Source organism: Sphingobacterium sp. ML3W (assembly GCF_029542085.1).
GTDB lineage: Bacteria > Bacteroidota > Bacteroidia > Sphingobacteriales > Sphingobacteriaceae > Sphingobacterium.
Map to the genome: position 1 here is coordinate 2,426,990 of NZ_CP107036.1, position 21,825 is coordinate 2,448,814.

Sequence of the window (21,825 nt, forward strand, 5' to 3'; positions counted from 1 at the left end):
ATTTTCCTATTTTATTATACTTAGGTCTGCTTTATGAATTAAAGGCGTACAAAAAATGTCGGTTACCTATTAGTTACCAGCGCGACATCTTGCTATAAAACTCTCTAAATAAAGATCTTTTTTACAACAAAAAATCCGCTACACTTTTTCGATCTATCTTTCGTATTTCAAATGGGTCATGGGTAAGAATAAAAAAATTGCCAGTTTGGTCAAATCCTAAAAAATCTCCGTCTTCAAGTTCCTTTAAATGATAATAGTCTTTCCCATTTATATTTGATATATAAATATCCCCAATATTGATTGACTTTAATTCATTATTTGTTAAAAATCTTTTCACAATTGAGCTTCCTTCATCACCCCAGAACTTTTTTCGGGTCTTTGAAATATCAATTTTTTCGCAATTAAATTGAATTGAGCCTACTGGTAGATTTGTCGAGTATCCGAGAAATATATTATCGGAGAAATATAATATAACTTCTACATCACGCCTTTTATATAAATCTTCAATGATTAGTCCCTCAACTTTAAAATTTTCTATCAATTCATTTTCGAATTCCTTGTAAAATGAAACTGGATATATACAATTAATCAAATTGGATATATCGGAACGATTAATACCTACCTCATCTACAAAATCAAGTTGCTCAATATAATGCACGTAACGATTACCCAATAAATTAAATACATGCTGTAAAGTCGTTTTTTCCCAACTTTCTAATTTTCTATACTTTTTTCTAAAAATACTGAACATAATTATCCTTTTTTACTCAAATTCATTCGAAAACAAAAAATCGAGCGTCAATCCGTTTGATTTATAAATTTTAACAAGGTCTCTCACACCACCACCCGTCAAAAAATAACATTTTGTTCTTTGAATTGCATTTTCACAGCTATCTAAAACCAAGTTAGATAAACTATCATCTCCTAAATGTTCAGCTGAAGCCTGATAAAACACAAAAGCATTATTCTCAAAACTATACCATAAGTCGACCAAAGCAGCAGCGAGATCACCAGTAAAATCCATTTTGTTCCCCGCTAAATCTATCCAATTTTCATCATATCGTAGATAAGAAAATTCATTTTCAAATTCATATAATTTTTCCAGCATAGGTTGCAAATTGTCGGCAGTTCTGATGCTAGACACCTGTAAATTAGGACAGATGGATGCTAGTTTTATCAAAATTTTTTGAAAATACAGCTTGTCTCCATCATTATAGTCAAATGAATATAGAGTGAATTCATTTTGGTTACTATAATCAATCTGTTTTTTCATTTAATATAATTATTTAATCTCTCTAAAACTAGACACATATTTCTCCTTAATAGCTATCGAAAAACACACCGAATTTTCTTTGCCCCCCTCATTCTTATAATATTTCTTTTAAAAAACATCAAACTTATCGGTTTTATAAAAATCTACCCCCTTTTTTGTATCTAAACCATTTGATAGGCTTAACATATCGCGAGTGTATTACATACATAAAGTTGAAACCATCCAAGCATTGAAAGATGATCATATCTTAAGAGAATAACTATTTTTGGGGGAAGGGTTTATGTAGAATTTTAGTTTTTTTAAGCGTTTGCTGAATTTTGTAAAGGCGGGTAGCCATTTCGAATCGTTCCTTATATGTACGGCTAAGACCTTCTTTCAATAAAGCAATTTCAGATTCGCTAAATGACTGTGAGGCATTTTCTTTGTTACTATACATCGTATTAAACTTAGTTAAAAACTATTTCTTTACAAAGATACATGATTATTTGGGTCTCCATTTAACATACCCAACCGCTCCATTACCTTTTTCTCTTTAACAGCTAGGATTTTGAGTATTTCCGACGCTTGCTGTATATACTCGCCCCGAGGAATCTCACTTATTTCATAAAATAAGTTTGAAACAGATCCCCATAGCAAGGCTATTTCCACAAATTCTTGATGTGCCTCATCAAGTTGCTCAATCTGGAGCAGGTCATAACTTTCCTTTAGAAAATCGCGATATAGATTTCTGAACAGCGCGCCTCCAGTACCGGCTTTTTCCATCAGATTGGCCGCCATTTTAAATTCGGCGGCTATATCCTTACTCTTATTAAACCATTTTATAAGCTCCTGACTTGTCTTCACAATCCCCCTGTAAGAAATATTTGTAATGGGCGGATTGAGATATTCGTTTGCATTATTGACTATAGCGGAAATGATGGTCTTTTTTAAATCAAAGTCTTCACTCGTTCGCTGTATGGTGTAGTATAAGTTATTGGAAGCCATTAGCCCTTTCTCCGCCCTGGCCAAAGCCAGACTATCGAGCGAGGTTTTGACTTTCCCACCCTGCTGTCTGGTATCGACCAAAAAAGCATTTTGATTGTCATAACCATAAATCGCTACATAATGCCCAGCGAAATGGAACGGATTGGTGAAATACTCAAGGTAGTAGGCATCAAGTTTGAGCCCGACGATTTGCCCCTTATCCAAAAGCTGTTTGACCTGTTGCCAGGCCTTTGTTTTCGAGGTAGTTTCCCTTACAGAAAGCTCGAGATTGAGATTTTTACAGAGATTCTTTGTCAACAAATCAGTCTTTATGCGTCCACCCAAAAAAGGAAAATCCATTGTTTTCATATTCCAATAGATAAAACTAAGTCCCTCCCCGAGCCCAAAAAGCATGGGTTCGGAAAGTTCAATTCCAAGCTGCCACAGTAACGTTCCGGTGGCTGTAGTTTCACAATGTTGTCCGTCAAACGGTTTTAGATTGCTCATGATTTTTTCTTTTGCTTAAAATTAACCGTCTAAACTGACATCTCTATGTCAACACGTAAAATGAGATTGCGGGAAAATAGCTATGCCAACAAAAAAGCTGATTACACCATAACAATTAATCAAACATGTTTAAATACTGATGCAATACAAGATCCTCTTTATCCTTGATTTTTAATAACGAACCTTCTTTCATCAGATACATTTCATCGCTAACATCCATGACATCATGATAATAGTGATCAGAAATTAAAATCCCTTTATGTGGTCTCCTATCATGAAGATGCTCCTTAAACAACTCGATATACATTGGACTTAGCCCTACAAAGGGTTCATCAAAAAGTGAATAATTTGCATTGGAGTACAATATCAAAAGATCTTCAAATAGCTTGGCGAATCCAAGGGAAAGGTTCCCCAACTTGAAATTCATATGCTGCTGAATGATTGGAATTTCAGTCAAAAGCGAATTTTGAAGATCAAAAAGCTCAATACATTTACGAACTGACAAGCTTTTAGGTACAAATCCGTGTTGAGGTAGATATGTAATTTCCTTGGTAAGATATCCGCGCCTAAAGACCTCTCCGTCACATTTCATAAAAGCAAAATCGGGCTTGCTGCTCCCAAAGATACAATTCATTAATGTTGACTTTCCGCTTCCATTTCGCCCCAATATACCGATGACTGTATTACTAGGCACCTGTAGATATACCCCCGAAAGTATCGCTCTTCCCCCTCGACTGAAAGAAAGACTATCTATATATAAACTACGATCAGTACACATAGAAAAAGATAAAATGTGAAATCAATTAGGTAAATGCCACTTAGTATTTTTATAGGAGAATATCCTATGTTGGATAAAAAAAGCTGCTTTTTTCGAAGATTAAAAACATATTCTCCACCAAAAGATAGCACTGAACCGATTACTTTAAACCAAAAAAAGAGCACAAGAGAGACTGCCCCATGCCGTTCAACAAAACCAGTGGCTTGAGATACCAGACAGGCTGTCACAAACAAATTGAACAAGATAACAAAACTAAAGAATTGGAAGATCAGCTTTATCATTACTCACCTTCTCTTGTTTAATGCGTCCAATAATATAGCGACCGACCGAGCATTTCTCCAAAAAACATAGCCAATATCATTAATACAGCAAGGATACTTAATACAGTCAGTCCCTTGTCCCGAGTGTCAATATTTATTTTCATAATTGATTACATGAGCCATTAAGTTACAAAAAATTATTTTCAATCGTAACGCTTTCAATTTTACCAAGGTTGATGATTCCTAAAGCCAAAATCACTTTTGAAGGTCAAAGTATCTATGGGAATGCTCTTCACCATGTTAGGTACAAGATAACAATTGCTTAATACCAACTTCTCTATTAGCAGGGTAAATATAAGGGGTTAGCAAGGGGTTAACAGGGGTATAATAGGGATAAATCCCTATTAACCCCCTATTAATAGGCTGTAAAAATAGTGTTACTTCACTTTTAATTACGAATTTGGTATTAACTTGGTAATAAGTTAGATACCAGCATTTATAGACAATAAAAAGAAAATACTATGGCAATTTTACAAAATGGGCCTAATGGTCCAATTACCGGAAAATTTGGCTCTGTTAGTGCTTATATATTAAATGGTCAAAATATTGTTCGTGGGCCGAAAAGAAAACGCACTTCCCCTCCAAGCGAGTCAGAACTACTGAATAGAAAAAAGCAAAAAGTTGCCGGAAGATTTGCCGGCGACAATCGGGGGATACTTGATTTTGGTTACAAGTTTTTAGCGAAAAAAGGAAGTCGAATAGGTGCTTTCCAATTGGCTCAGCGCCATATTTTTAAGGAAGCCCTGGAATTGGATTCGGAAAAAAATCCTTTTGTCAATCCCGAGAAACTAATTGTATTTGCAGGACAGTTGACGCCATTGACCAGTTGCGAAGTTAGCCTTCACGGTGATACGATCGATCTCAAATGGACTCCCAATGATCAATATGACGCTAGCACATACAAAATCAACCTGGCATTGGTTGGTTTATATGGTGAATCTCATCTGAGAACGTCAATCGCAGAAGTGAGACAAGGAGCCTGTACCTTACAATTTGATGGAATAAGTAGAAAAAACCACGATTACCACATTTATGTCGGTATATGGGATACTCTATATGGCGATTTTTCAAATTCCATCTATTGTGGGGTAATATAAAATAAACAAAGCCAGTCCTTTTTGGAGACTGGCTTTAAATTTTTTAAAGAAAAACCTTATGAAGCGCTTTTCTCCGTTGCATTAGCAGCTTTTGAAGCATCTAAAGCAATGGCAGACTTGTCAAAACGAATTCTTACGCCTGAACCTACATCGACCAAGAAAGTCGTATCAGATACCTCTACGATACGTCCGTGGATGCCCGCAGTAGTAACAACTTTCGAGTTTACACCCAATTCTTCAATATATTTCTTATGGTCTTTTTGCTTCTTCATCTGCGGTCTGATCATGAAGAAATAAAATACCACAATGATCAAAACCATTGGTAAAAAACTCATCATGCTACTCCCACCCGCTGCTTGTAATAATACTGTATTCATCTGTTATTATATCGTTTAATAATGTGTTATTTTGGTAATACTTCGCCCTTTAGTTGAACAGTCGTCATACCGTTGGAAGCATTTGATTGGATCGTGATGATCTTCTGCTGCTTACCTACCTGTCCCTCACTCTTGAAAGTCACACGGATATCCGATGTTCCTCCCGGTAAAATTGGGCTTTTTGAAAACTCCGGTTGTGTACAGCCACAAGAAGCGGTTACTTTGGACAAAATAACCGGCGCATCCCCTGTATTCTTCAATACGAATGTGTGTTTCACTTCTGCACCTTCTTTGACCTGACCAAAATCGAAAGCCGACTCTGCAAATTCTATTTTACCCAATTGTGCCGCAGCTTTAGAAAGACTGTCTGTTGCTACCGCCTCAGTTCCTGTCTTTGCAATTTCCGCTTGTCCCTTTTGAGAATTTCCACAAGAAAAGAAAAGCACCGATGCCAAAGCTAAAACTGAATATTTACTAAAGTTCTTCATTTGTTGATTGATCTTTAATCCCTTAAACCACGACCTGCCTTCTGGATTCTTCCCTGTTGGTTCAAGTCGCTTAATATTTTATCTAAGATACCATTAATAAATGTATTACTTTTCAATGTACTGAATACCTTAGAAATTTCAATATACTCATTTATTGTCACTTTCACAGGAATAGATGGAAAATTCACCAATTCGCATATTGCCATGCGCATCAATAAGGTATCCATCAAAGCAATACGATCTGATTCCCAATTCTTTGTCTTATCAGAGATCAGTTTCTGATACTCATTTGTATTTCGGATTGTCTTACCCAACAAGGCAATCACATAATCGCTATCATCATTCCAGTTTTGCGTGATTTCAGCAAGCTTATTTTTACGCGGATCTTCCGAACTGAAGTTCTTAAAAGTTTTCGCGATTAATGCTTGCAACACTTCTTTATCGACAGGCCAGTTGATAAATTTCTCCTCAAAAACCTGCTCTATAACCGGTGATTTCAAAATGATCTTTTTAAAGATATGTTTGATGATATCTTTTTCTGTACCGATCGAACGATCTTCCTGCTGTAAATATTCCAAATAAGCTTCAGAATCTTTTAATTGTAAAAATACCGTGCGCACGATCTCCGGATCAAAGCTCCATGAAATCTTATATTTTTTGACTCCCTCGGCGTATTGCGGATTTTGTCTTAATGACTCAATAAAAGTATTTGTACTTAACTTGGTCGTTAGAGACAAGTCTTTTTCAGTTGGCAAAAACTTGTTGGCTCTGCCCTCTGCGTCTATCAATACATAATCGGATACCTCATCCAATAGATTCAGTGTCCAGATATACATCTCGTAGACCTCATCCACATTTTTTAATAGTGCTTTTTCAAATGTTTTGATGTCTTTGTCTTCTGTAAGACTGTACGCATAAAGCGTTTGCACTACTTTTACCCTCAGGTGTCTCCTGTTTAACATAGTAATTTTAAAGAACGATTTTTTATAAACTAATAAATAAGAACGATTTTAGAAAGAAGACTATCTTTTGATTTTTTTAATATCTTGGATACGCTTCTCCGCGATGCGATTGGCCGCTTCAAAAGTAGAGATATTCTCTTCTTTTGATTTTTTCAACACGTCTCTGGTCGCATTATATATGTTTTTGATCACAAACTCCGTGTGATCTACACCATAATTCTGAATTTCTGAATAACAGCTAATCAATGCACCTGCATTGATCAAATAGTCCGGTGCATACAATATACCTCTTTCGTGAAGAATAGTGCTTGTCGCTACCTCATCTTTCAATTGGTTGTTTGCTGAACCTGCAATGATTTTACATTGCATTTTTTGTGCTGACTCAGGATTTACTGTACCGCCCAATGCACAAGGTGAATAGACATCAAACTCATGATCGAATACTTCATTGTATGGGATTGGCTCCGCTTTGTATTTCGCCGCCACCTTAAGCATTTTCTCTTCGGTAATGTCACTCACGTAAACACGTGCATTTTCTTCACGCAACATGGCGATCAATCGCTCACCAACGCTACCTACTCCGTGTACAATAACTTTTTTGCCTGCCACACTCTCTGATCCGTACAACTCTTTCAAACAGGCTTTAATACCGAAATAAACACCTTGGGCTGCAAAAATTGATGTATCTCCAACACCACTGCCGTGAATTGCTTTTGGCAAACCGGCAACATGATCTGTCTCGGTATAAATATATTCTAAATCACGCTGGGTGGTACCCACATCCAAAGAAGCAATGAAATTACCATTCAATCCTTCAATAAACTGGCCCAAACGGCGCAATAAAACCTCAGATTTGTCCAAACGACTGTTACCAATAATAACAGCACTCCCGCCGCCCAAATTCAATCCAGTGATTGCCGATTTATAGGTGATGGCCTTGGATAAACGTAAAGCATCCTCAATAGCTTCTTCTGTAGTTTCGTATGGCAACATACGAACCCCTCCTATTGCCGGGCCCAATGTGGTATCATGGATCGCAACAATAGCTTTTAAGCCCACTAATTCATCATTACAGAAAAATAAGTTTTGATGGCCAGATTGGCTCATCAATTCAAAAATAGAATTTTGAGATGTTGACATAAAATGTACTACTCTAATTTGTTTTAATTTTTTAAGGTACTTGATGCAAAAGTAGGAAAATTATTCGTTGTGCATAATATCTTTTTTTATCCAAGACTTAACATTTGATTTCCCAATGACAGTAATTTCATCGAAATATAAAGCAGAGTTGACGAATTAGTCCTATTTTTGTACCCATAATATGAAGGATCTCGCTTACTTAAATAAGTACTTTTATAAATACCGCTGGAAACTGGTTCCAGGGGTGATTTTTGTCATCATTTCCAATTACTTTGGGGTGCTCCCCGCCAAAGTAATCCGCGAAGCGTTTGACCTGGTACAGGAAAATATTTATCTCTACCGCCTGTTTGACGGATTTGATAGACAGGAGCTTATTTATAAGGTATTTGGTACAAGCCTGCTTTTCTTCGGTTTTGTGGTCTTAATACTTTCTCTCCTACGGGGTATTTTCCTATTCTTTATGCGGCAGACTATTATTCTGACTTCCCGTTATATCGAGTATGATCTTAAAAATGAAATTTACAACCATTACCAGGAACTGAATTTCGGATTTTTCCGTAAAAATAACACGGGTGATCTGATGAGCCGTGCAACCGAGGATGTCAATCAGGTACGTAATTACCTGGGACCAGCCATTATGTATGCAATCAATACCGTGGTACTGTCCATTATGGTCATTTATGCCATGTATAGTGTAAATGGAAGACTGGCGACCTATGCATTGGCGCCTATCCCTGTCCTTTCTGTCATTATACTTTTTGTCAATAAAATCATCAATAAGCGCAGCTTAAAAATCCAAAAACAGCTGTCAAACCTCTCCTCTTTTGTTCAGGAAACCTTCGCCGGAATCCGCGTCATCAAGACCTATACCCGGGAGCAGAACAAAATGCAGGCTTTTGAAAAGGAAAGTACAATCTACCGCAACACAGCATTGGATCTGGTTAAGGTACAGGCCGTTTTCTTTCCGCTTATCTTATTGCTGATCGGTCTCAGTACCGTCATCACCATCTATATCGGTGGTATTGAAGTTGCCAAGGGAACGGTCACAGCCGGAAACATCGCCGAATTTATTATCTATGTCAATCAATTGACCTTTCCGGCCATGTCTTTAGCATGGGTGACCTCGCTGGTACAACGTGCCGCGGCATCACAAAAACGGATCAATGAGTTCCTTGAAACCCAATCGCCGATTGCCAATGGCAAAATAGAGAAAGAAATCGCCGGTGAAATCAAGGTAGAAAATATCTCATTCACGTATCCCGAAACAGGCATTCAGGCCATTAAAAATATATCATTCCAGGTTCCTATCGGAAAAACACTGGCTATCATCGGAAAAACCGGTTCCGGTAAATCTACTTTAGCCAACCTATTGCTGCGGATGTATGATATAGATCAGGGTAATATCCAATACGATGGTATTGCATTAAAGGATCTCAACTTCAAAAATCTACGTCAACAAATTGGTTTTGTCCCACAGGATGTATTCTTATTTTCAGATACAATTGCCAATAACATTGGTTTCGGACTGGATCATTTCACACAGGAACAGATCGAACAAGCCGCTAAAGACGCTGCTGTATATGATAATATTATCGCTTTTGAAGATGGTTTTGACACTGCTGTCGGAGAGCGCGGTATCACACTATCGGGTGGTCAAAAACAACGTGTATCCATTGCCAGAGCCTTGGTCAAAGAACCAAATATATTGATCTTTGACGACTGTTTATCTGCTGTTGATACCAAAACCGAAGAAACAATCTTACGCTCATTAAGCCGCATTATGAAGGGCAAGACCTGTATTTTCATTGCCCACCGGATTTCAACCATCAAAAATGCGGACCATATTCTTGTAATGGATCAAGGTCAGATTCTCGAGCAGGGCACTCATCTTGAGTTAATGGAGAAAAGAGGTGAATATTTTGAACTTCACGAAAAACAATTGCTGGAAAGTGTCGAAGGATAATCAAAACTACCCTAAATAACGACAGTAAATACTGCACAAAATTAAATATCCCTGAATTCAGCTAAAGAAAACAGGGATTTTCTCTTTTACATTTGCCTTATACATTTACATCACACTTTTATCGTATAAGTATCATGGAGAGAAACTCAGTGCAGAGCACATCATCAAACGACGGCAAAACAGTTGCTATTATTTCCTATTTGACCCTCATCGGCCTGATTGCTGCCGTCATTATGAACAATAAGGAAAAGACTTCTTTGGGTCAGTTCCACATCAGACAAAGTATTGGCATTACCGTCACAGGAATTGCATTGGGTTTGTTGCGCTTTATCCCGGGTATTGGTGGAATAATTATGAGTGTTGTCGGTATAATCTTACTGATCGCTCTTGTATTGGGTTTAATTGCGGCATTCTCGGGCGAGAAAAAAGCCCTTCCTTTTATTGGTGAAAAGTATCAGCAATGGTTTAATATGATTTAAACAAGCCTATTTAGCCCTATTTTAGAAAAAAGGCTGTTCAAAAAACCGGAATGATCCCCAAAAGTAAAATAAGTACTTTTGAAGGCCAGTTCAGCGTTTGAGCAGCCTTTTTCGCTACTTTGCTAGAATTACTTTATATCTTCTACTGTCTCAACCGTTTTTTCTTCTTTGAAAAAAACAGCAAACAGCAGCAGACAGAAAAATGAAATTCCTGCCGGTATAAACCATAGGTATTCCCAAAATTGATCGGCATAGGCCACTTTGAGGTAATCTGAAACCCCACCGGCAACCCAGAATCCGATCAGCATCCCCACACCATACATAGCAATCGTAATCAGCCCCTGCGCCGAAGCTTTATATTTCTCTCCTGCAATCCGATCGGTATAGATCTGGCCGACGACAAACATAAAATCATAACAGATTCCATGTAGAACGATACCTAAGATAAGCAGAAAAGCCTTTTCCTGTCCATCTCCAAAAGCAAAGAACAGATACCGCAAGACCCATGCGGCAATACCCAATAAAATCATTTTCTTATACCCTAAACGTCTAAAGAAAAATGGAATCAACAGCAAACAGATGGCTTCCGAAAACTGGCCCAACGCCATTTTTGCAGTAGGATTGGGCATACCTACATTGACCAAAAATGGATTGGCATTCTGATAATAGAATGAAATGGGAATACAGATCACTATGGCCGTAACAAAAAAGATTAAGAAACTCTTTTGTTTTAACAACCCCAAAGCATCCAGCCCAATGGCTTTTCCAAAATCAAATTTTTCATCTTTAACCCGTATCTGTGGTGGAGTTTTGGGAAGAAATAGGCTGAAAAATGCCAAAAAGACGGAACAGATGGCTCCCATAATAAAGGTATTGTGCAGGGCTCCCCGGCTTATTGCCTCAGGGCTATCCCAACGGAACAGATAGCTGATCACAAGCCCCGAACAGATCCAACCGATTGTTCCCCATACCCTTACCCCCGGAAAATACGTTTTGGCATCTGCGATATGTCGGAAAGCAATACCATTGGAAAGGGAAAGTGATGACATATAAGCCATGAAATAAACAAAGACGTAGGGGTAAAAATGGCTGGCATCAGGTGCTTGGGACATCCCATAAAGCAATGCGGCACCCAGCAGATGCAAAACCGAGAGCACCCGCTCGGCATTAAAATAACGGTCTGCGACGAAGCCAACAAAGAAAGGAGCAAATACAGCACCTAGGGACTGCGTAGAAAATATGTTGGCAACCTCCATTCCTGATGCATTCAGGGACTTGATCAAGTAGGTACCTAAAGTGACAAACCAAGCTCCCTTGATAAAATACTCCAAAAACATCATCAAAGATAACTGGAGGCGTAAAGTAAACGTCATAGTGGTTTAGAATTGTTTCTGTTTACGAATATATCATTTATTTAGAGGACATACCCACCGCGAAAGCAGCCTTACTTGTAACGATCTGTTTACCATAATCTGATTTTATCTGTCCTAAATGCTTAATCTTGAAGTGACTTCCCAGAAGACTACTACCCCCTAAAGGTCTAAATCTGTGTTTTCAACGATCATTTTTTGTCAACGATCACGACCTTAATCGCCAAAGACAAAGATGGTGATATGATGCCAGGCATCTCGATGGGATGATAGCTATCACGAACTGCGATTACCCCGGGAAGACCTCCCGCTATTCAGGTAAGGCATTCCGCATAAAATTCAACCAGTTCTGGCTGGCGATTTTGTCAAGATCAGCGCTGCTGTACCCGCGTCGTTTCAATATCCCAAAAACCTTTTGGATATCTGCAATGGTCTCCAGATCATAAGGACACTGTTCCCGACCAAAGGCTCCATCTAGATCGCTCCCTACCCCAACATGATTGACATTGCCCGCCAACTGACAGATATGGTCGATGTTATCGGCCATGATTTCCATTGAGCAATTGCTGGATTTAGGATCAGACAGACCACGTACCCAGTTGGGCACCATCATCCAGGCATCTAAAGCAACACCGATAACAGCTCCCTTCTCCACCAGAATCTTGATCATCTCATCGCTAAACTGTCGGTTGTGATCCACAAACTTCCGACAATTGTTGTGGCTGGCCCAGATTGGCCCATTGTATTGTCCCATCGCATCCCAAAAAGCATCGTCATTAAGATGTGTTGCATCCAGGATCATCCCCAATCGTTCCATTTCCTGCAATAACTCTACACCTTGTTCATTCAGTTTACCTGAGGAGTCAGTGCCATTAGCATATCTTCCTGGCCCATAATGTGCCGGTCCGATCGCCCGCAACCCGTAATTGTAGGCAACTTCCACATGACTGATATCCACCAAAGAATCGGCACCTTCCAAGCTCAGTAGGTAACCGATGGGCTTATTTGAATGATCAGTTCCCTCGGACCACAAAGCACGATGTTGATCTAAATCGGTCTTTGTTTTGATCATTTTCATGTGTCCGTCAGCCTCCATGGCCTTATACCAGGCCAATTGCCCCTGTGTCTGCGCCCAGGCCTGTTCTGCTGAGTACCAGCCTGGCAAAGTGCTGTCCGGATGGACAAATCGCGCAATCTGCGTGGTTACAACGATACCGATATTCCCTTTGCGTAGCTCTTCAAAAGTAACCGTAGCTTTTGCCCGGTCGGGCTTATCTGCCATCCCCTGCTCCCTGCGGTTCAATTCCTGAATGGGTAGCCGGAGATCTCTATTCCACTCCATGGCATTCATGCTCAAGTCTAAATGAGCATCAACCACAAAAGGCATTTCAAATTCGTACATATCAATAATTTATCTTTTTACCTCGTGCAAGCACCTTCCAAACCTGATCCGCAACTGCATTGTTTACGACCTGCAATTCGTCGTAACAGGCGACCGTAGGACAGATATGCCGCGGCACACAGTACAACTCATCACCTATCTTAAAGTCGGCACTGTCCCTGACTTCAACTACCAGATGTTCCTCACTCTGCATTTTGATCCCGCCAATCCGCTGGTCAAAAAATTTGACACGGGGCTGCGGCGATTCGCTGGCAACAGATTTGTAGCCAAGATCCAAGCAGAGATGCTTGTGATCTACAATGGAAACCACACGTGTCAGCAACACAGCGGCAACTAAAAAGTCCTGTTCGGCATAATTTTCGGCGTAACCAAAATCCCAAAACACGAATGTACCCGGACTGCATTCTACATCACTACGTTCGGCATGAAACGGAAAACTGGGCGATCCGCCGATCACCTTCGTTAATGGGGTGGTGGTGGAAACCTGCGCCATGACGTAAGCCATTTCGAGCACACTATAAGCCTTTTGAGTTTGTTGCTCCCGTACTTTGTAATCTTTATCATGAATATGTCCATCGTAACCATGTACACCATCCAGTTGAATTCCATCCAATAGCTGAATGTCTAACACAAGGCGCTCTATCTGTGCAATAGAAGCTCCTGTACGCCCCATACCAACGTTTACATCAATATAAACTGCGATAGGTTGTCCTTTTTCCAACGCTCGTGCGGATAGCTGTAATGCAGAATCCGCATTATCTACCAAGCAGGCATAATGTGTATTGGGGAATGCCTCAATCAGGTGCAGCAAACGATCAATCTTGGGTCCCACAGGCTGATAAGCCAACAGCACATCCTTTGCGCCTGCCATACCAAGCAATTCGGCCTCGGCAATGGTTGCACATTTGAATTTGCTGATCCCGCGCTCCAGCAACAGCTGACAGACCTCCATGCATTTATTGGTTTTGATATGTGGCCGCAAACGATCCACATGGCCGTCCACAAACTTCAGCGCACGGTCTATATTTCGAACGATACGATCAGGATACACCAGCAGTGCCGGTGTATCTACCTGATCGACATTTTGTACCCGATACCAATTTTCCATGATCAGCTCGTTAATATAACTCGAATAGGGCTTCGATTTCGACAGGGATATTATCAGGTAAAGAGCCAAAACCAACTGCACTCCGTGTACCGATTCCATTTTCTTCGCCCCAAACCGCAGCAAACAACTCACTACAACCATTGATTACCCCAGGATGATACAAGAAATCGGACGTACAGTTGACCATACCCAATACTTTAATAACACGCTTAATTTTATTTAATGACCCCAAATTGGTTTTGATCGTCGATAGCATCGTCAAGCCTACCTGTCTGGCCGCAAGTTTCCCTTCCTCGGGACTGATATCGCTACCTATCCGCCCTATAATCAGAGAAGCATCGTCCTGTACCGGCCCATGTCCAGAAAGATAAAGATACTTTCCATCAATAACGTATGGTTTATAGACACCTTTAGGTGCTGGTGCCGGTGGTAATGTCAAACCTAATTTCTCAAATTGTTCATCTGCATTGTACATCGTGAATGATTTTAAAGTTTAAAAATATAATAGCTAATATAAAATTATTTGCAATAGCAAAACAGCAACTAGCCCGACGATGGAAACGATTGCTTCCATGATCGACCAGGAAAATAAAGTATCCTTGACGCTCAGACCAAAATACTCCTTAAACAGCCAGAAGCCCGCATCGTTGACATGGGAAAACATAAGACTTCCCGCCCCGATTGCCAACACCATCAGATTGGGATCAACCTTGCCCGCTGTAACAATGGGTAATAAAACTCCCGCAGCGGTCAATGCAGCAACTGTTGCTGACCCCACACAACCTCTAATGACCGCTGTAATTAACCATGCTAACAGCAAAGGTGAAATAGGAAGTTGCTGTAAGGTGTTGGCCAACAACAGGCTCACACCGCTATCCTCCATGACCTGTTTAAAAATTCCAGATCCGGCAATAATCAATAAGATCATCGCGATATCCCTGACTGCCGACTCATAGATCGACATGACTTTGACCATGGAACGGCCAAGTTTCAATCCCAATAAGTAGGTGGCTACAATGATCGCAATGACCATCACTACTGTTGTGCTGCCGATAAATTTCAACCAACGCTGTACATTGGCATCATCGGTATGGTATATATAAGGTATAAGGGTAAATAAGATAATCAATAGGACGGGTAACAAAGCAACGACCAAACTGGTACCAACCGTAGGTTGCTTGTACTCCTGTTGATCGACTGTTTTTTCCTGCCGGAAGATTGATTCTTGACTCGGGAGCATATTTCGCAGCGAACGTCCAAAAATAGGACCACCTAATATGATAGCGGGGATAGCAATCAGCAGACCATATATCAGGGTTAGTCCCATATCCGCATGAAAAAGTGCGACCAGCGCAACTGGTGATGGATGGGGAGGAATAAATCCATGGGTTACGGATAATGCGGCCAGCATGGGCAGCCCAATATATACGGCCGGAAGTTTGTATCGATAAGAAATCGAAAAAATCAAAGGTACCAACAACACGAAACCAATCCCGTAGAACAACGGAATCCCCACGACGAAACCGGTCAGCATCAGGCCCCACTGCAGGTATTTCTCGCCCATTAGTCGAACCATCTGCGCAGCAATGATTTCAGCTGCGCCACTTTCGGCAACAATCTTGCCCAACATGGCACCCAGCACAATAATTAGGGTCAGGCTTCCCATAATCCCTGCAATACCTTTTTCAACAGTACCGACCAATTGATCCGGCGCAATACCCAAACACAGTCCGCTGAGAATAGAAACTAATAAAAAAGAAAGAAACGCATTAATCTTAAAATAAGTAATGCATAGGATGAGCAAACAAATGCTGATTACAATGAGGATTATGGTCATTATATCAATATTAGGTCCACCCCTCAATAGAGAGGTTTAATAAAATTTTGGTCTAGTAAATCATTTTTTCATCCTGAAAATACAATTATTTTTCGTTTTCTGCAAGGAAAGTGAAAAATTGATGAAATACAAGGGGAACACGTGTTGGCTTCGGACGATGAAAAAACGAAGTCCTAGTTTTAGGTGGAATGGCGCCATGACCTAAATCCGCAGGGTTAGGGAGATCCTCGCAACGGTAAAGAAAAAGGACTGCACAAGAAAGCTGCCCATGAAAAAGGCTGTCCAAATTATTGATGTATCCGGAGATTGCGTTTAAAACCTTTGTGATACAATTCAACTTTTCAAACAGCCCTTTTTATATTGATACGATAAGCTAAGCAGCTATTGCAGCAAAAGAGAACAGCGACTTACTTACGCGGGAAATCTTTTAGAATTTCGAGCACAAAATTCCAATATTTCTGAACAGAAGATATGGAAGCGCGTTCTGCCGGTGAGTGTGCACCCAATATCGTTGGGCCAAAAGAAATCATATCCATACCGGGATAATTGGTTCCCAATATACCACATTCCAATCCAGCGTGACAGGCCACAACTTCTGGAGCCGCCCCGTGTTGTTTTGTATAAATGGATTTAAGCACCTCTAAAATTTCAGAATTTGGATTGGGTGCCCATCCCGGATAATTTCCGGAGAATGCCACATCAAAACCGCCCAATTCAAACGACGCCTGTAGTGAATAGGCCAGATCAAACTTGGACGTTTCAACCGAAGATCTGGTTAAACATTTGATCGCAATCTGCTCCGCCCCCACCTCAACTTTAGCGATATTATTGGAAGTTTCAACAAGATCCTCGAAATCTGCACTTACCCGATATACACCATTCAACGCCGCATAAACACAATTAATTAAATTCTCCTGTACAGGGACAGGAACAACTGTTGTCCATACTGCATCCGTTGGCTCCACCAGAATTTCCATAACCGGTTCAGTCGTCGCGAACTCGATTTTAATCGCTTGAGCCAATTGTGTTAAAGCATCAACAAAAGCGGCCGATTTTTCTTTGCTAACAACAACCTTAGCCACACTCTCCCTTGGGATTGCATTACGAAGGCTTCCACCCAATAACGATGCAATACGTAAGCCATAGCGTTCATTTGCCTTAAACAACAGGCGGTTCATCACCTTATTCGCATTCGCGAAACCCTTATGGATATCCATACCTGAATGTCCGCCATGCAGCCCTTTTACTGTAAGTTCAAAAGATACGGTATCTGAAGGACAGGCTTCTGCCACATAGGATTGTGTTGCCGTAACATCAATACCACCCGCACAACCAATGTCTATCTCATTGTCATTTTCAGTATCAAGGTTCAATAGGATCTCGCCTGACAACACACCACCCTTTAATCCCAAAGCCCCGGTCATTCCAGTCTCTTCATCAATGGTAAACAAAGCTTCAATAGTTGGGTGAACAATTGTTGTAGACTCTAAAACAGACATGATCGTAGCTACACCCAGCCCATTATCTGCACCCAAAGTGGTTCCCTCGGCCTTCACCCAATCACCATCGACATACATTTTAATACCCTCATTGTCGAAGTCAAAAACGGTATCATTATTCTTTTGGTGAACCATATCCAAGTGCGATTGCAACACCACAGTTTTGCGATCTTCCATTCCCGTACTTGCCGGTTTTTTGATCAACACATTACCTATTTCATCTACACTGGTTGCTAAGCCCAGGTTTTTTCCGAAATCTACCATAAATGCAATGACACGCTCTTCTTTTTTCGATGCCCGTGGAACAGCATTTAAAGCAGCGAAATTTTTCCAAATTGCTTTTGGTTCTAATTTATCTAAACTATTTTCAGCCATATCTAAAAATTTGTATCCGTCAAAGTTACTCCATTTTTACAATATATCCCCCTTTATCGGAAGCTTATAAAAACAAAATCCCTTTGCTGATCGTTCTTAGTAAGAGTGTAAACTTGAAAATAACGACATGCACAAACCCGTAAAAGTAGAGCGAAAAGACATTTATTTCAAACCGGATAAGAAAAGGGTACTGGCAAGGTTCTTCTCTCTGGGTGAGGAGCGTACCATCAAGGTCATCAGACGTACACTTGAGCTGACCGAATCTGAGCGTAAAAAGGTTTTTGGTCAGGTTCTTCGGAGCTACACAAAAAGACATCGTAGTATTATCAATATTTTCGAACGTAATTTTGAGCGTGTGAGTTACTTACTGGAAAAAATCCCTTTTCCTAAAGAAAAACTCAGTCAATTGGACAAGCTGCTGATCGGCTCTTACTTTACGATGGAGTATTCCATTGAATCGGCGGCCCTTTTTAATCCCTCCATCGTAGAACACCCGGATCAGACCGAGCTCTTTAAGGGCGAAAAACGCGTGATACTCAGCTTTCGGGCCACTGGTGAAGGCCATGTATCCTCGATTGTATTTCGGGCCGGAACACTTGATCTAGACAATAATATTCACATAGATTACATCGGTAATTTGTTGGATAAACCAATTCAGGTCAAAAATCACCGTTACCATAAAGAATCTTTCTTAAAAAAGATGAACGAGCTTCATGCCGAACCCACTGAAGTCAAAACGAAACTTGAACAGAAATTAACAGCAACATTTACCTATGAAGAACTCAAACGTTATATTGACGAGGTCAGGCAGGACAGTGAGGAAAATCTAGAAAATATCACCTTTCTACAACAGGCGATGTGGTTGGCGTCATCGCATTATGAAATGACTTTTTCGCTGGATACCTCCATTTCCGAACGTGTGATCTTCCCTATTGCGGACACTGAAAAAAGAGGGATCGAAGACGCTCGCTTCGTGCAGTTCAAAGATGAAAAGGGAGAAAGTGTCTATTATGCGACCTATACGGCCTACGACGGTTTTAGTATCCTCCCCAAGCTTTTGACCACAAAGGATTTCTATCACTTTAAAGTGAAACCGATCTATGGTGAGATCGCAAATAAAGGCGCAGCACTCTTTCCCCGAAAAATCAATGGGCGATACGCGATGCTCTGTCGGATAGACGGTGAAAACAACTATATTGCTTATTCGCATAACATTAATATCTGGCAAGAAACAGCCATACGTATCCAACAACCCGAATATGCGTATGAATTTGTGCAGATAGGCAATTGTGGGTCACCGATAGAGACACAATATGGCTGGTTGATTTTGACCCATGCTGTCGGGCCGATGCGTGAATACGTCCTTGGTGCTGCCCTATTGGATCTAGATAACCCTCATGTAGAAATAGGCCGTCTACACAGCCCTTTGATGACCCCAAATGATGAGGAACGGGAAGGCTATGTGCCGAATGTCATTTACTCATGTGGTGCACTGGTTCATAACGAACAGCTTATTTTGCCCTACGCGATGTCTGACTATGCATCTACTTATGCAACCATCAATCTGGAAGAACTTTTACTCGCTATTTTGAACCCTGAGCGCTATCAATAAAGGCGCGGTAAACCACGATATAGGCGAGGTAGAAACAGAGTGTACTTTCAGCTCCCTGATTTCTGTTGATCCCATAGGATTCAAGGCCATCACAGCATCCTTTGGTCTCTTCATCATACAGGCCCAGCTTTAAGTCATTCTCACCTAAAAACCAGCGGAAGGATGTAATCATGCGGGCAAAATATACTTTTTTGTTGGTGAGTCTAAATGCCTCACGGTACATAAACACCATTGCTGTGACATCGAGGGGCTGCTGGCCAAATTTGCTGATATGTTTACCCTGTTTTGCCCATTCCTGATTCCCGACCAAAGAAAGGCCTCCGTTCTGAACGGTAATCCCCTCCAGGAAGGTCAGGGTCAACAAACCTAATTGCTTTACAGCCGCATCATTCAGAAATGGATAGGCCGTCAATAAGGCATAAGGTAAAATAGCATTGTCATATGCCAGCACTGGCTCAAACCATTGCCAGCTGTCATCCGAGCTTGCCTCATATTCTTTGATCAACTTTCCGATCAGCTCCCGCATCAATTCGACCATGACTTCGTCATTCGACTGATGATGCAAATACTCCGCAATTCCGAGTATGGTATAAGCAATAGCACGGTTGGACCGCAACTGCTTAAAATGTGGTACGGACCTGAAAAACAGTTCGTGTCCCAACTGGTAATAACTCGTCAATTTTGTTTCCCGGAGCAGCACACCCAAAGCCCAGATCGTCCGACCAAAAGAATCTTCTGACCCGACTTCATCCAGAAAATTATGCTGAAAACTCATAAAATTATGAAACAATCCGTCTTCGCGCTGATGATAATAGATATAACTCAAATAAGTTGAGATACGACGATCATGCCGTTTGTCCGCAAAGTCAGGCTGGGCCAATAGCGTCACCAATAGAGCCCGGGCATTGTCATCTAGGCAATAACCTTCTTTATAATTGGGCAGTGAATAAGTCGCATGCTGCAGTATTCCGACCTGGTTGGTCAAGCGATCAATATGCTTCCAACTGAATTTGGGCATTTCATCTTTGGAAAATGTCGTATTTTCTTTAAAGCCGTCAAGTGAAGGAACTACTTTATCCAAAAGTCGGGTATAGCGAAGTCCGATATTTTTCCAGGTCATTTCTTTACCAAAGGCTCGGGCATTGTCCCGCAGGGTCATACGATATTCCTGATTGCTAAACAACGCTGCCAAGGTGGTTGCCATCAATGCTGGATTCTTAAATTCGACCAGTACCCCCCGACCATCGGCCAATAGCTCTTTGGCGTGCCAATATGGGGTAGAAACCACCGCGGCCCCTGCCCCGATCGCATACGACAATGTTCCGCTGGTGATCTGGGCTTCATTGACATAGGGAGTGACATACACATCACAGGCAGACAAATAAGTGACTAGATCGGACTGGCTCACAAACGAATTGACAAATTGGACATGATCTTCTAAATGGTATGCATCGACCATGCTCTTTAGGTATTCACGGTATTCTTCTCCAGAATGGGCAAGCACATTAGGGTGTGTCTTGCCAACGATCAAATATATAAGATTAGGCTCATTTTTAACGACCGTAGCAAGTGATTCGATAACGGTTTCAATTCCTTTATTGCGCCCTATAAACCCGAAAGTCAGTAAAATCTTTTTTCCGGAAAATCCTTTTTTTTCTTTTGCTTCCTCCTGACTAAGATGAAATTCGGGTACCCCATGATGGATGAGTCTAACTTTTGTGGTATTTACCCGATAGACGGATTTCAATAGAGTAATTGCATAATTACTCATTACGATAACAATCGAAGCCCGTTTGACTATTTCAATTAAAATTGCTTTTTCATCTACCTTTGGCTTTTCCAGGATGGTATGTAAATTTACCAGCAAAGGGATATGAAGCGCGTTAATAAGCGAAAGAATATATAGACCACTATTCCCCCCGAAAATACCATATTCGTGTTCCAGGATAACGCAATCGTAACCGTTGTTGTTGATGTAGTCGGCAGCCGCGATGTAAGAAAGCTGATGCTGTTGATCTATGGTGAAAACCACCTCTCCAGGATAAGCATAGTTGCGGTCCGCAACGGCAATAACATGCTGGATCAAATCCTGGTTATGTAAGGCCACAGCATGTAATAGATCCGACGTGAAGGTAGCAATCCCACATTCTTTGGGCAGGTAAGTACTGATATAAGCGATTTTCATTGAAATGATTGTTTTGAATAAAAGCCTTTTTTGAGGACAATAGCATTCATGTATTCCATTATCTAAATGCTTTTCAACAGCAAATTGTTT

19 protein-coding genes are annotated in these 21,825 nt (G+C 40.7%); 4 read left to right on the top strand and 15 right to left on the bottom strand.

Going from position 1 to position 21,825, the window contains the following annotated elements:
- Window positions 1-121: 121 nt before the first annotated feature.
- The 4 genes from OGI71_RS10345 to OGI71_RS10360 form a co-directional block, all read right to left on the bottom strand.
- Complete coding sequence (locus OGI71_RS10345) at window positions 122-751, bottom strand: hypothetical protein (RefSeq protein WP_282255359.1); 630 nt, start codon at window positions 749-751, stop codon at window positions 122-124.
- Between the two features lie 12 nt (window positions 752-763).
- On the bottom strand, window positions 764-1,273 hold the full coding sequence (locus OGI71_RS10350; protein WP_282255360.1) for a hypothetical protein: 510 nt from the start codon (window positions 1,271-1,273) through the stop codon (window positions 764-766).
- 465 nt (window positions 1,274-1,738) lie between these two features.
- Window positions 1,739-2,743 carry a BtrH N-terminal domain-containing protein gene (locus OGI71_RS10355; protein ID WP_282255361.1) on the bottom strand — a complete coding sequence of 335 codons (1,005 nt, stop codon included), beginning with the start codon at window positions 2,741-2,743 and terminating at the stop codon, window positions 1,739-1,741.
- Window positions 2,744-2,858: 115 nt separating this feature from the next.
- Window positions 2,859-3,521 carry an ATP-binding cassette domain-containing protein gene (locus tag OGI71_RS10360; RefSeq protein WP_282255362.1) on the bottom strand — a complete coding sequence of 221 codons (663 nt, stop codon included), beginning with the start codon at window positions 3,519-3,521 and terminating at the stop codon, window positions 2,859-2,861.
- 781 nt (window positions 3,522-4,302) lie between these two features.
- Here OGI71_RS10360 and OGI71_RS10365 point away from each other — a divergent pair.
- Window positions 4,303-4,938: a hypothetical protein gene (locus OGI71_RS10365; protein ID WP_282255363.1), complete on the top strand. Its 636-nt coding sequence runs from the start codon at window positions 4,303-4,305 to the stop codon at window positions 4,936-4,938.
- A 56-nt stretch (window positions 4,939-4,994) separates the two neighbouring features.
- On the opposite strand, the gene yajC is transcribed toward OGI71_RS10365, so the two are convergent.
- The 4 genes from yajC to OGI71_RS10385 are packed head-to-tail and all read right to left on the bottom strand — an operon-like array spanning window position 4,995 to window position 7,905.
- Window positions 4,995-5,315: a preprotein translocase subunit YajC gene (gene yajC / locus OGI71_RS10370; protein WP_120258318.1), complete on the bottom strand. Its 321-nt coding sequence runs from the start codon at window positions 5,313-5,315 to the stop codon at window positions 4,995-4,997.
- Between the two features lie 26 nt (window positions 5,316-5,341).
- Window positions 5,342-5,803, bottom strand: a complete 462-nt coding sequence (locus tag OGI71_RS10375; RefSeq protein ID WP_282255364.1) for a DUF1573 domain-containing protein — start codon at window positions 5,801-5,803, stop codon at window positions 5,342-5,344.
- Between the two features lie 14 nt (window positions 5,804-5,817).
- Complete coding sequence (gene nusB, locus OGI71_RS10380; protein ID WP_108632211.1) at window positions 5,818-6,765, bottom strand: transcription antitermination factor NusB; 948 nt, start codon at window positions 6,763-6,765, stop codon at window positions 5,818-5,820.
- A 60-nt stretch (window positions 6,766-6,825) separates the two neighbouring features.
- Window positions 6,826-7,905 carry a Glu/Leu/Phe/Val dehydrogenase dimerization domain-containing protein gene (locus OGI71_RS10385; RefSeq protein WP_120258321.1) on the bottom strand — a complete coding sequence of 360 codons (1,080 nt, stop codon included), beginning with the start codon at window positions 7,903-7,905 and terminating at the stop codon, window positions 6,826-6,828.
- Between the two features lie 181 nt (window positions 7,906-8,086).
- On the opposite strand from OGI71_RS10385, the gene OGI71_RS10390 reads away from it, so the two are divergent.
- Window positions 8,087-9,868, top strand: coding sequence for an ABC transporter ATP-binding protein (locus OGI71_RS10390; RefSeq protein ID WP_282255369.1), 1,782 nt, complete (start codon window positions 8,087-8,089; stop codon window positions 9,866-9,868).
- 134 nt (window positions 9,869-10,002) lie between these two features.
- Window positions 10,003-10,347, top strand: a complete 345-nt coding sequence (locus OGI71_RS10395; RefSeq protein WP_282255370.1) for a hypothetical protein — start codon at window positions 10,003-10,005, stop codon at window positions 10,345-10,347.
- 128 nt (window positions 10,348-10,475) lie between these two features.
- On the opposite strand, the gene OGI71_RS10400 is transcribed toward OGI71_RS10395, so the two are convergent.
- The 6 genes from OGI71_RS10400 to OGI71_RS10425 form a co-directional block, all read right to left on the bottom strand.
- Window positions 10,476-11,720, bottom strand: a complete 1,245-nt coding sequence (locus tag OGI71_RS10400; protein WP_282255371.1) for an MFS transporter — start codon at window positions 11,718-11,720, stop codon at window positions 10,476-10,478.
- A 307-nt stretch (window positions 11,721-12,027) separates the two neighbouring features.
- Window positions 12,028-13,119, bottom strand: a complete 1,092-nt coding sequence (locus tag OGI71_RS10405) for a membrane dipeptidase (protein ID WP_282255372.1) — start codon at window positions 13,117-13,119, stop codon at window positions 12,028-12,030.
- Window position 13,120: 1 nt separating this feature from the next.
- Complete coding sequence (locus OGI71_RS10410; protein ID WP_282255373.1) at window positions 13,121-14,227, bottom strand: D-TA family PLP-dependent enzyme; 1,107 nt, start codon at window positions 14,225-14,227, stop codon at window positions 13,121-13,123.
- 10 nt (window positions 14,228-14,237) lie between these two features.
- A complete protein-coding gene (locus tag OGI71_RS10415) occupies window positions 14,238-14,702 on the bottom strand; it encodes a RidA family protein (protein WP_120258327.1) in 465 nt (154 codons plus the stop codon).
- Window positions 14,703-14,735: 33 nt separating this feature from the next.
- Window positions 14,736-16,064: a gluconate:H+ symporter gene (locus tag OGI71_RS10420; protein WP_282255374.1), complete on the bottom strand. Its 1,329-nt coding sequence runs from the start codon at window positions 16,062-16,064 to the stop codon at window positions 14,736-14,738.
- A gap of 407 nt (window positions 16,065-16,471) precedes the next feature.
- The gene (locus OGI71_RS10425) at window positions 16,472-17,938 is read right to left on the bottom strand and encodes an aminoacyl-histidine dipeptidase (protein WP_282255375.1); all 1,467 of its coding nucleotides are present in this window, start codon (window positions 17,936-17,938) and stop codon (window positions 16,472-16,474) included.
- 127 nt (window positions 17,939-18,065) lie between these two features.
- Here OGI71_RS10425 and OGI71_RS10430 point away from each other — a divergent pair, with 127 nt between their 5' ends.
- Window positions 18,066-19,550, top strand: a complete 1,485-nt coding sequence (locus OGI71_RS10430) for a glycoside hydrolase family 130 protein (protein ID WP_282255376.1) — start codon at window positions 18,066-18,068, stop codon at window positions 19,548-19,550.
- On the opposite strand, the gene OGI71_RS10435 is transcribed toward OGI71_RS10430, so the two are convergent.
- Complete coding sequence (locus tag OGI71_RS10435) at window positions 19,522-21,735, bottom strand: glycosyltransferase family 4 protein (RefSeq protein ID WP_282255377.1); 2,214 nt, start codon at window positions 21,733-21,735, stop codon at window positions 19,522-19,524. The two genes, OGI71_RS10430 and OGI71_RS10435, sit on opposite strands and share 29 nt — an antisense overlap.
- Between the last annotated feature and the right edge of the window lie 90 nt (window positions 21,736-21,825).

Excerpts from the sequence above, each read along its gene's own strand:
- OGI71_RS10410 (WP_282255373.1), bottom strand. The coding sequence starts at position 14,227 with ATGGAAAATTGGTATCGGGTACAAAATGTCGATCAGGTAGATACACCG.
- yajC (WP_120258318.1), bottom strand. The coding sequence starts at position 5,315 with ATGAATACAGTATTATTACAAGCAGCGGGTGGGAGTAGCATGATGAGT.
- OGI71_RS10435 (WP_282255377.1), bottom strand. The coding sequence starts at position 21,735 with ATGAAAATCGCTTATATCAGTACTTACCTGCCCAAAGAATGTGGGATT.
- OGI71_RS10415 (WP_120258327.1), bottom strand. The coding sequence starts at position 14,702 with ATGTACAATGCAGATGAACAATTTGAGAAATTAGGTTTGACATTACCA.
- OGI71_RS10385 (WP_120258321.1), bottom strand. The coding sequence starts at position 7,905 with ATGTCAACATCTCAAAATTCTATTTTTGAATTGATGAGCCAATCTGGC.
- OGI71_RS10360 (WP_282255362.1), bottom strand. The coding sequence starts at position 3,521 with ATGTGTACTGATCGTAGTTTATATATAGATAGTCTTTCTTTCAGTCGA.
- OGI71_RS10355 (WP_282255361.1), bottom strand. The coding sequence starts at position 2,743 with ATGAGCAATCTAAAACCGTTTGACGGACAACATTGTGAAACTACAGCC.
- OGI71_RS10430 (WP_282255376.1), top strand. The coding sequence starts at position 18,066 with ATGCACAAACCCGTAAAAGTAGAGCGAAAAGACATTTATTTCAAACCG.
- nusB (WP_108632211.1), bottom strand. The coding sequence starts at position 6,765 with ATGTTAAACAGGAGACACCTGAGGGTAAAAGTAGTGCAAACGCTTTAT.
- OGI71_RS10405 (WP_282255372.1), bottom strand. The coding sequence starts at position 13,119 with ATGTACGAATTTGAAATGCCTTTTGTGGTTGATGCTCATTTAGACTTG.
- OGI71_RS10365 (WP_282255363.1), top strand. The coding sequence starts at position 4,303 with ATGGCAATTTTACAAAATGGGCCTAATGGTCCAATTACCGGAAAATTT.
- OGI71_RS10345 (WP_282255359.1), bottom strand. The coding sequence starts at position 751 with ATGTTCAGTATTTTTAGAAAAAAGTATAGAAAATTAGAAAGTTGGGAA.
- OGI71_RS10395 (WP_282255370.1), top strand. The coding sequence starts at position 10,003 with ATGGAGAGAAACTCAGTGCAGAGCACATCATCAAACGACGGCAAAACA.
- OGI71_RS10390 (WP_282255369.1), top strand. The coding sequence starts at position 8,087 with ATGAAGGATCTCGCTTACTTAAATAAGTACTTTTATAAATACCGCTGG.
- OGI71_RS10400 (WP_282255371.1), bottom strand. The coding sequence starts at position 11,720 with ATGACGTTTACTTTACGCCTCCAGTTATCTTTGATGATGTTTTTGGAG.
- OGI71_RS10420 (WP_282255374.1), bottom strand. The coding sequence starts at position 16,064 with ATGACCATAATCCTCATTGTAATCAGCATTTGTTTGCTCATCCTATGC.
- OGI71_RS10350 (WP_282255360.1), bottom strand. The coding sequence starts at position 1,273 with ATGAAAAAACAGATTGATTATAGTAACCAAAATGAATTCACTCTATAT.
- OGI71_RS10425 (WP_282255375.1), bottom strand. The coding sequence starts at position 17,938 with ATGGCTGAAAATAGTTTAGATAAATTAGAACCAAAAGCAATTTGGAAA.
- OGI71_RS10375 (WP_282255364.1), bottom strand. The coding sequence starts at position 5,803 with ATGAAGAACTTTAGTAAATATTCAGTTTTAGCTTTGGCATCGGTGCTT.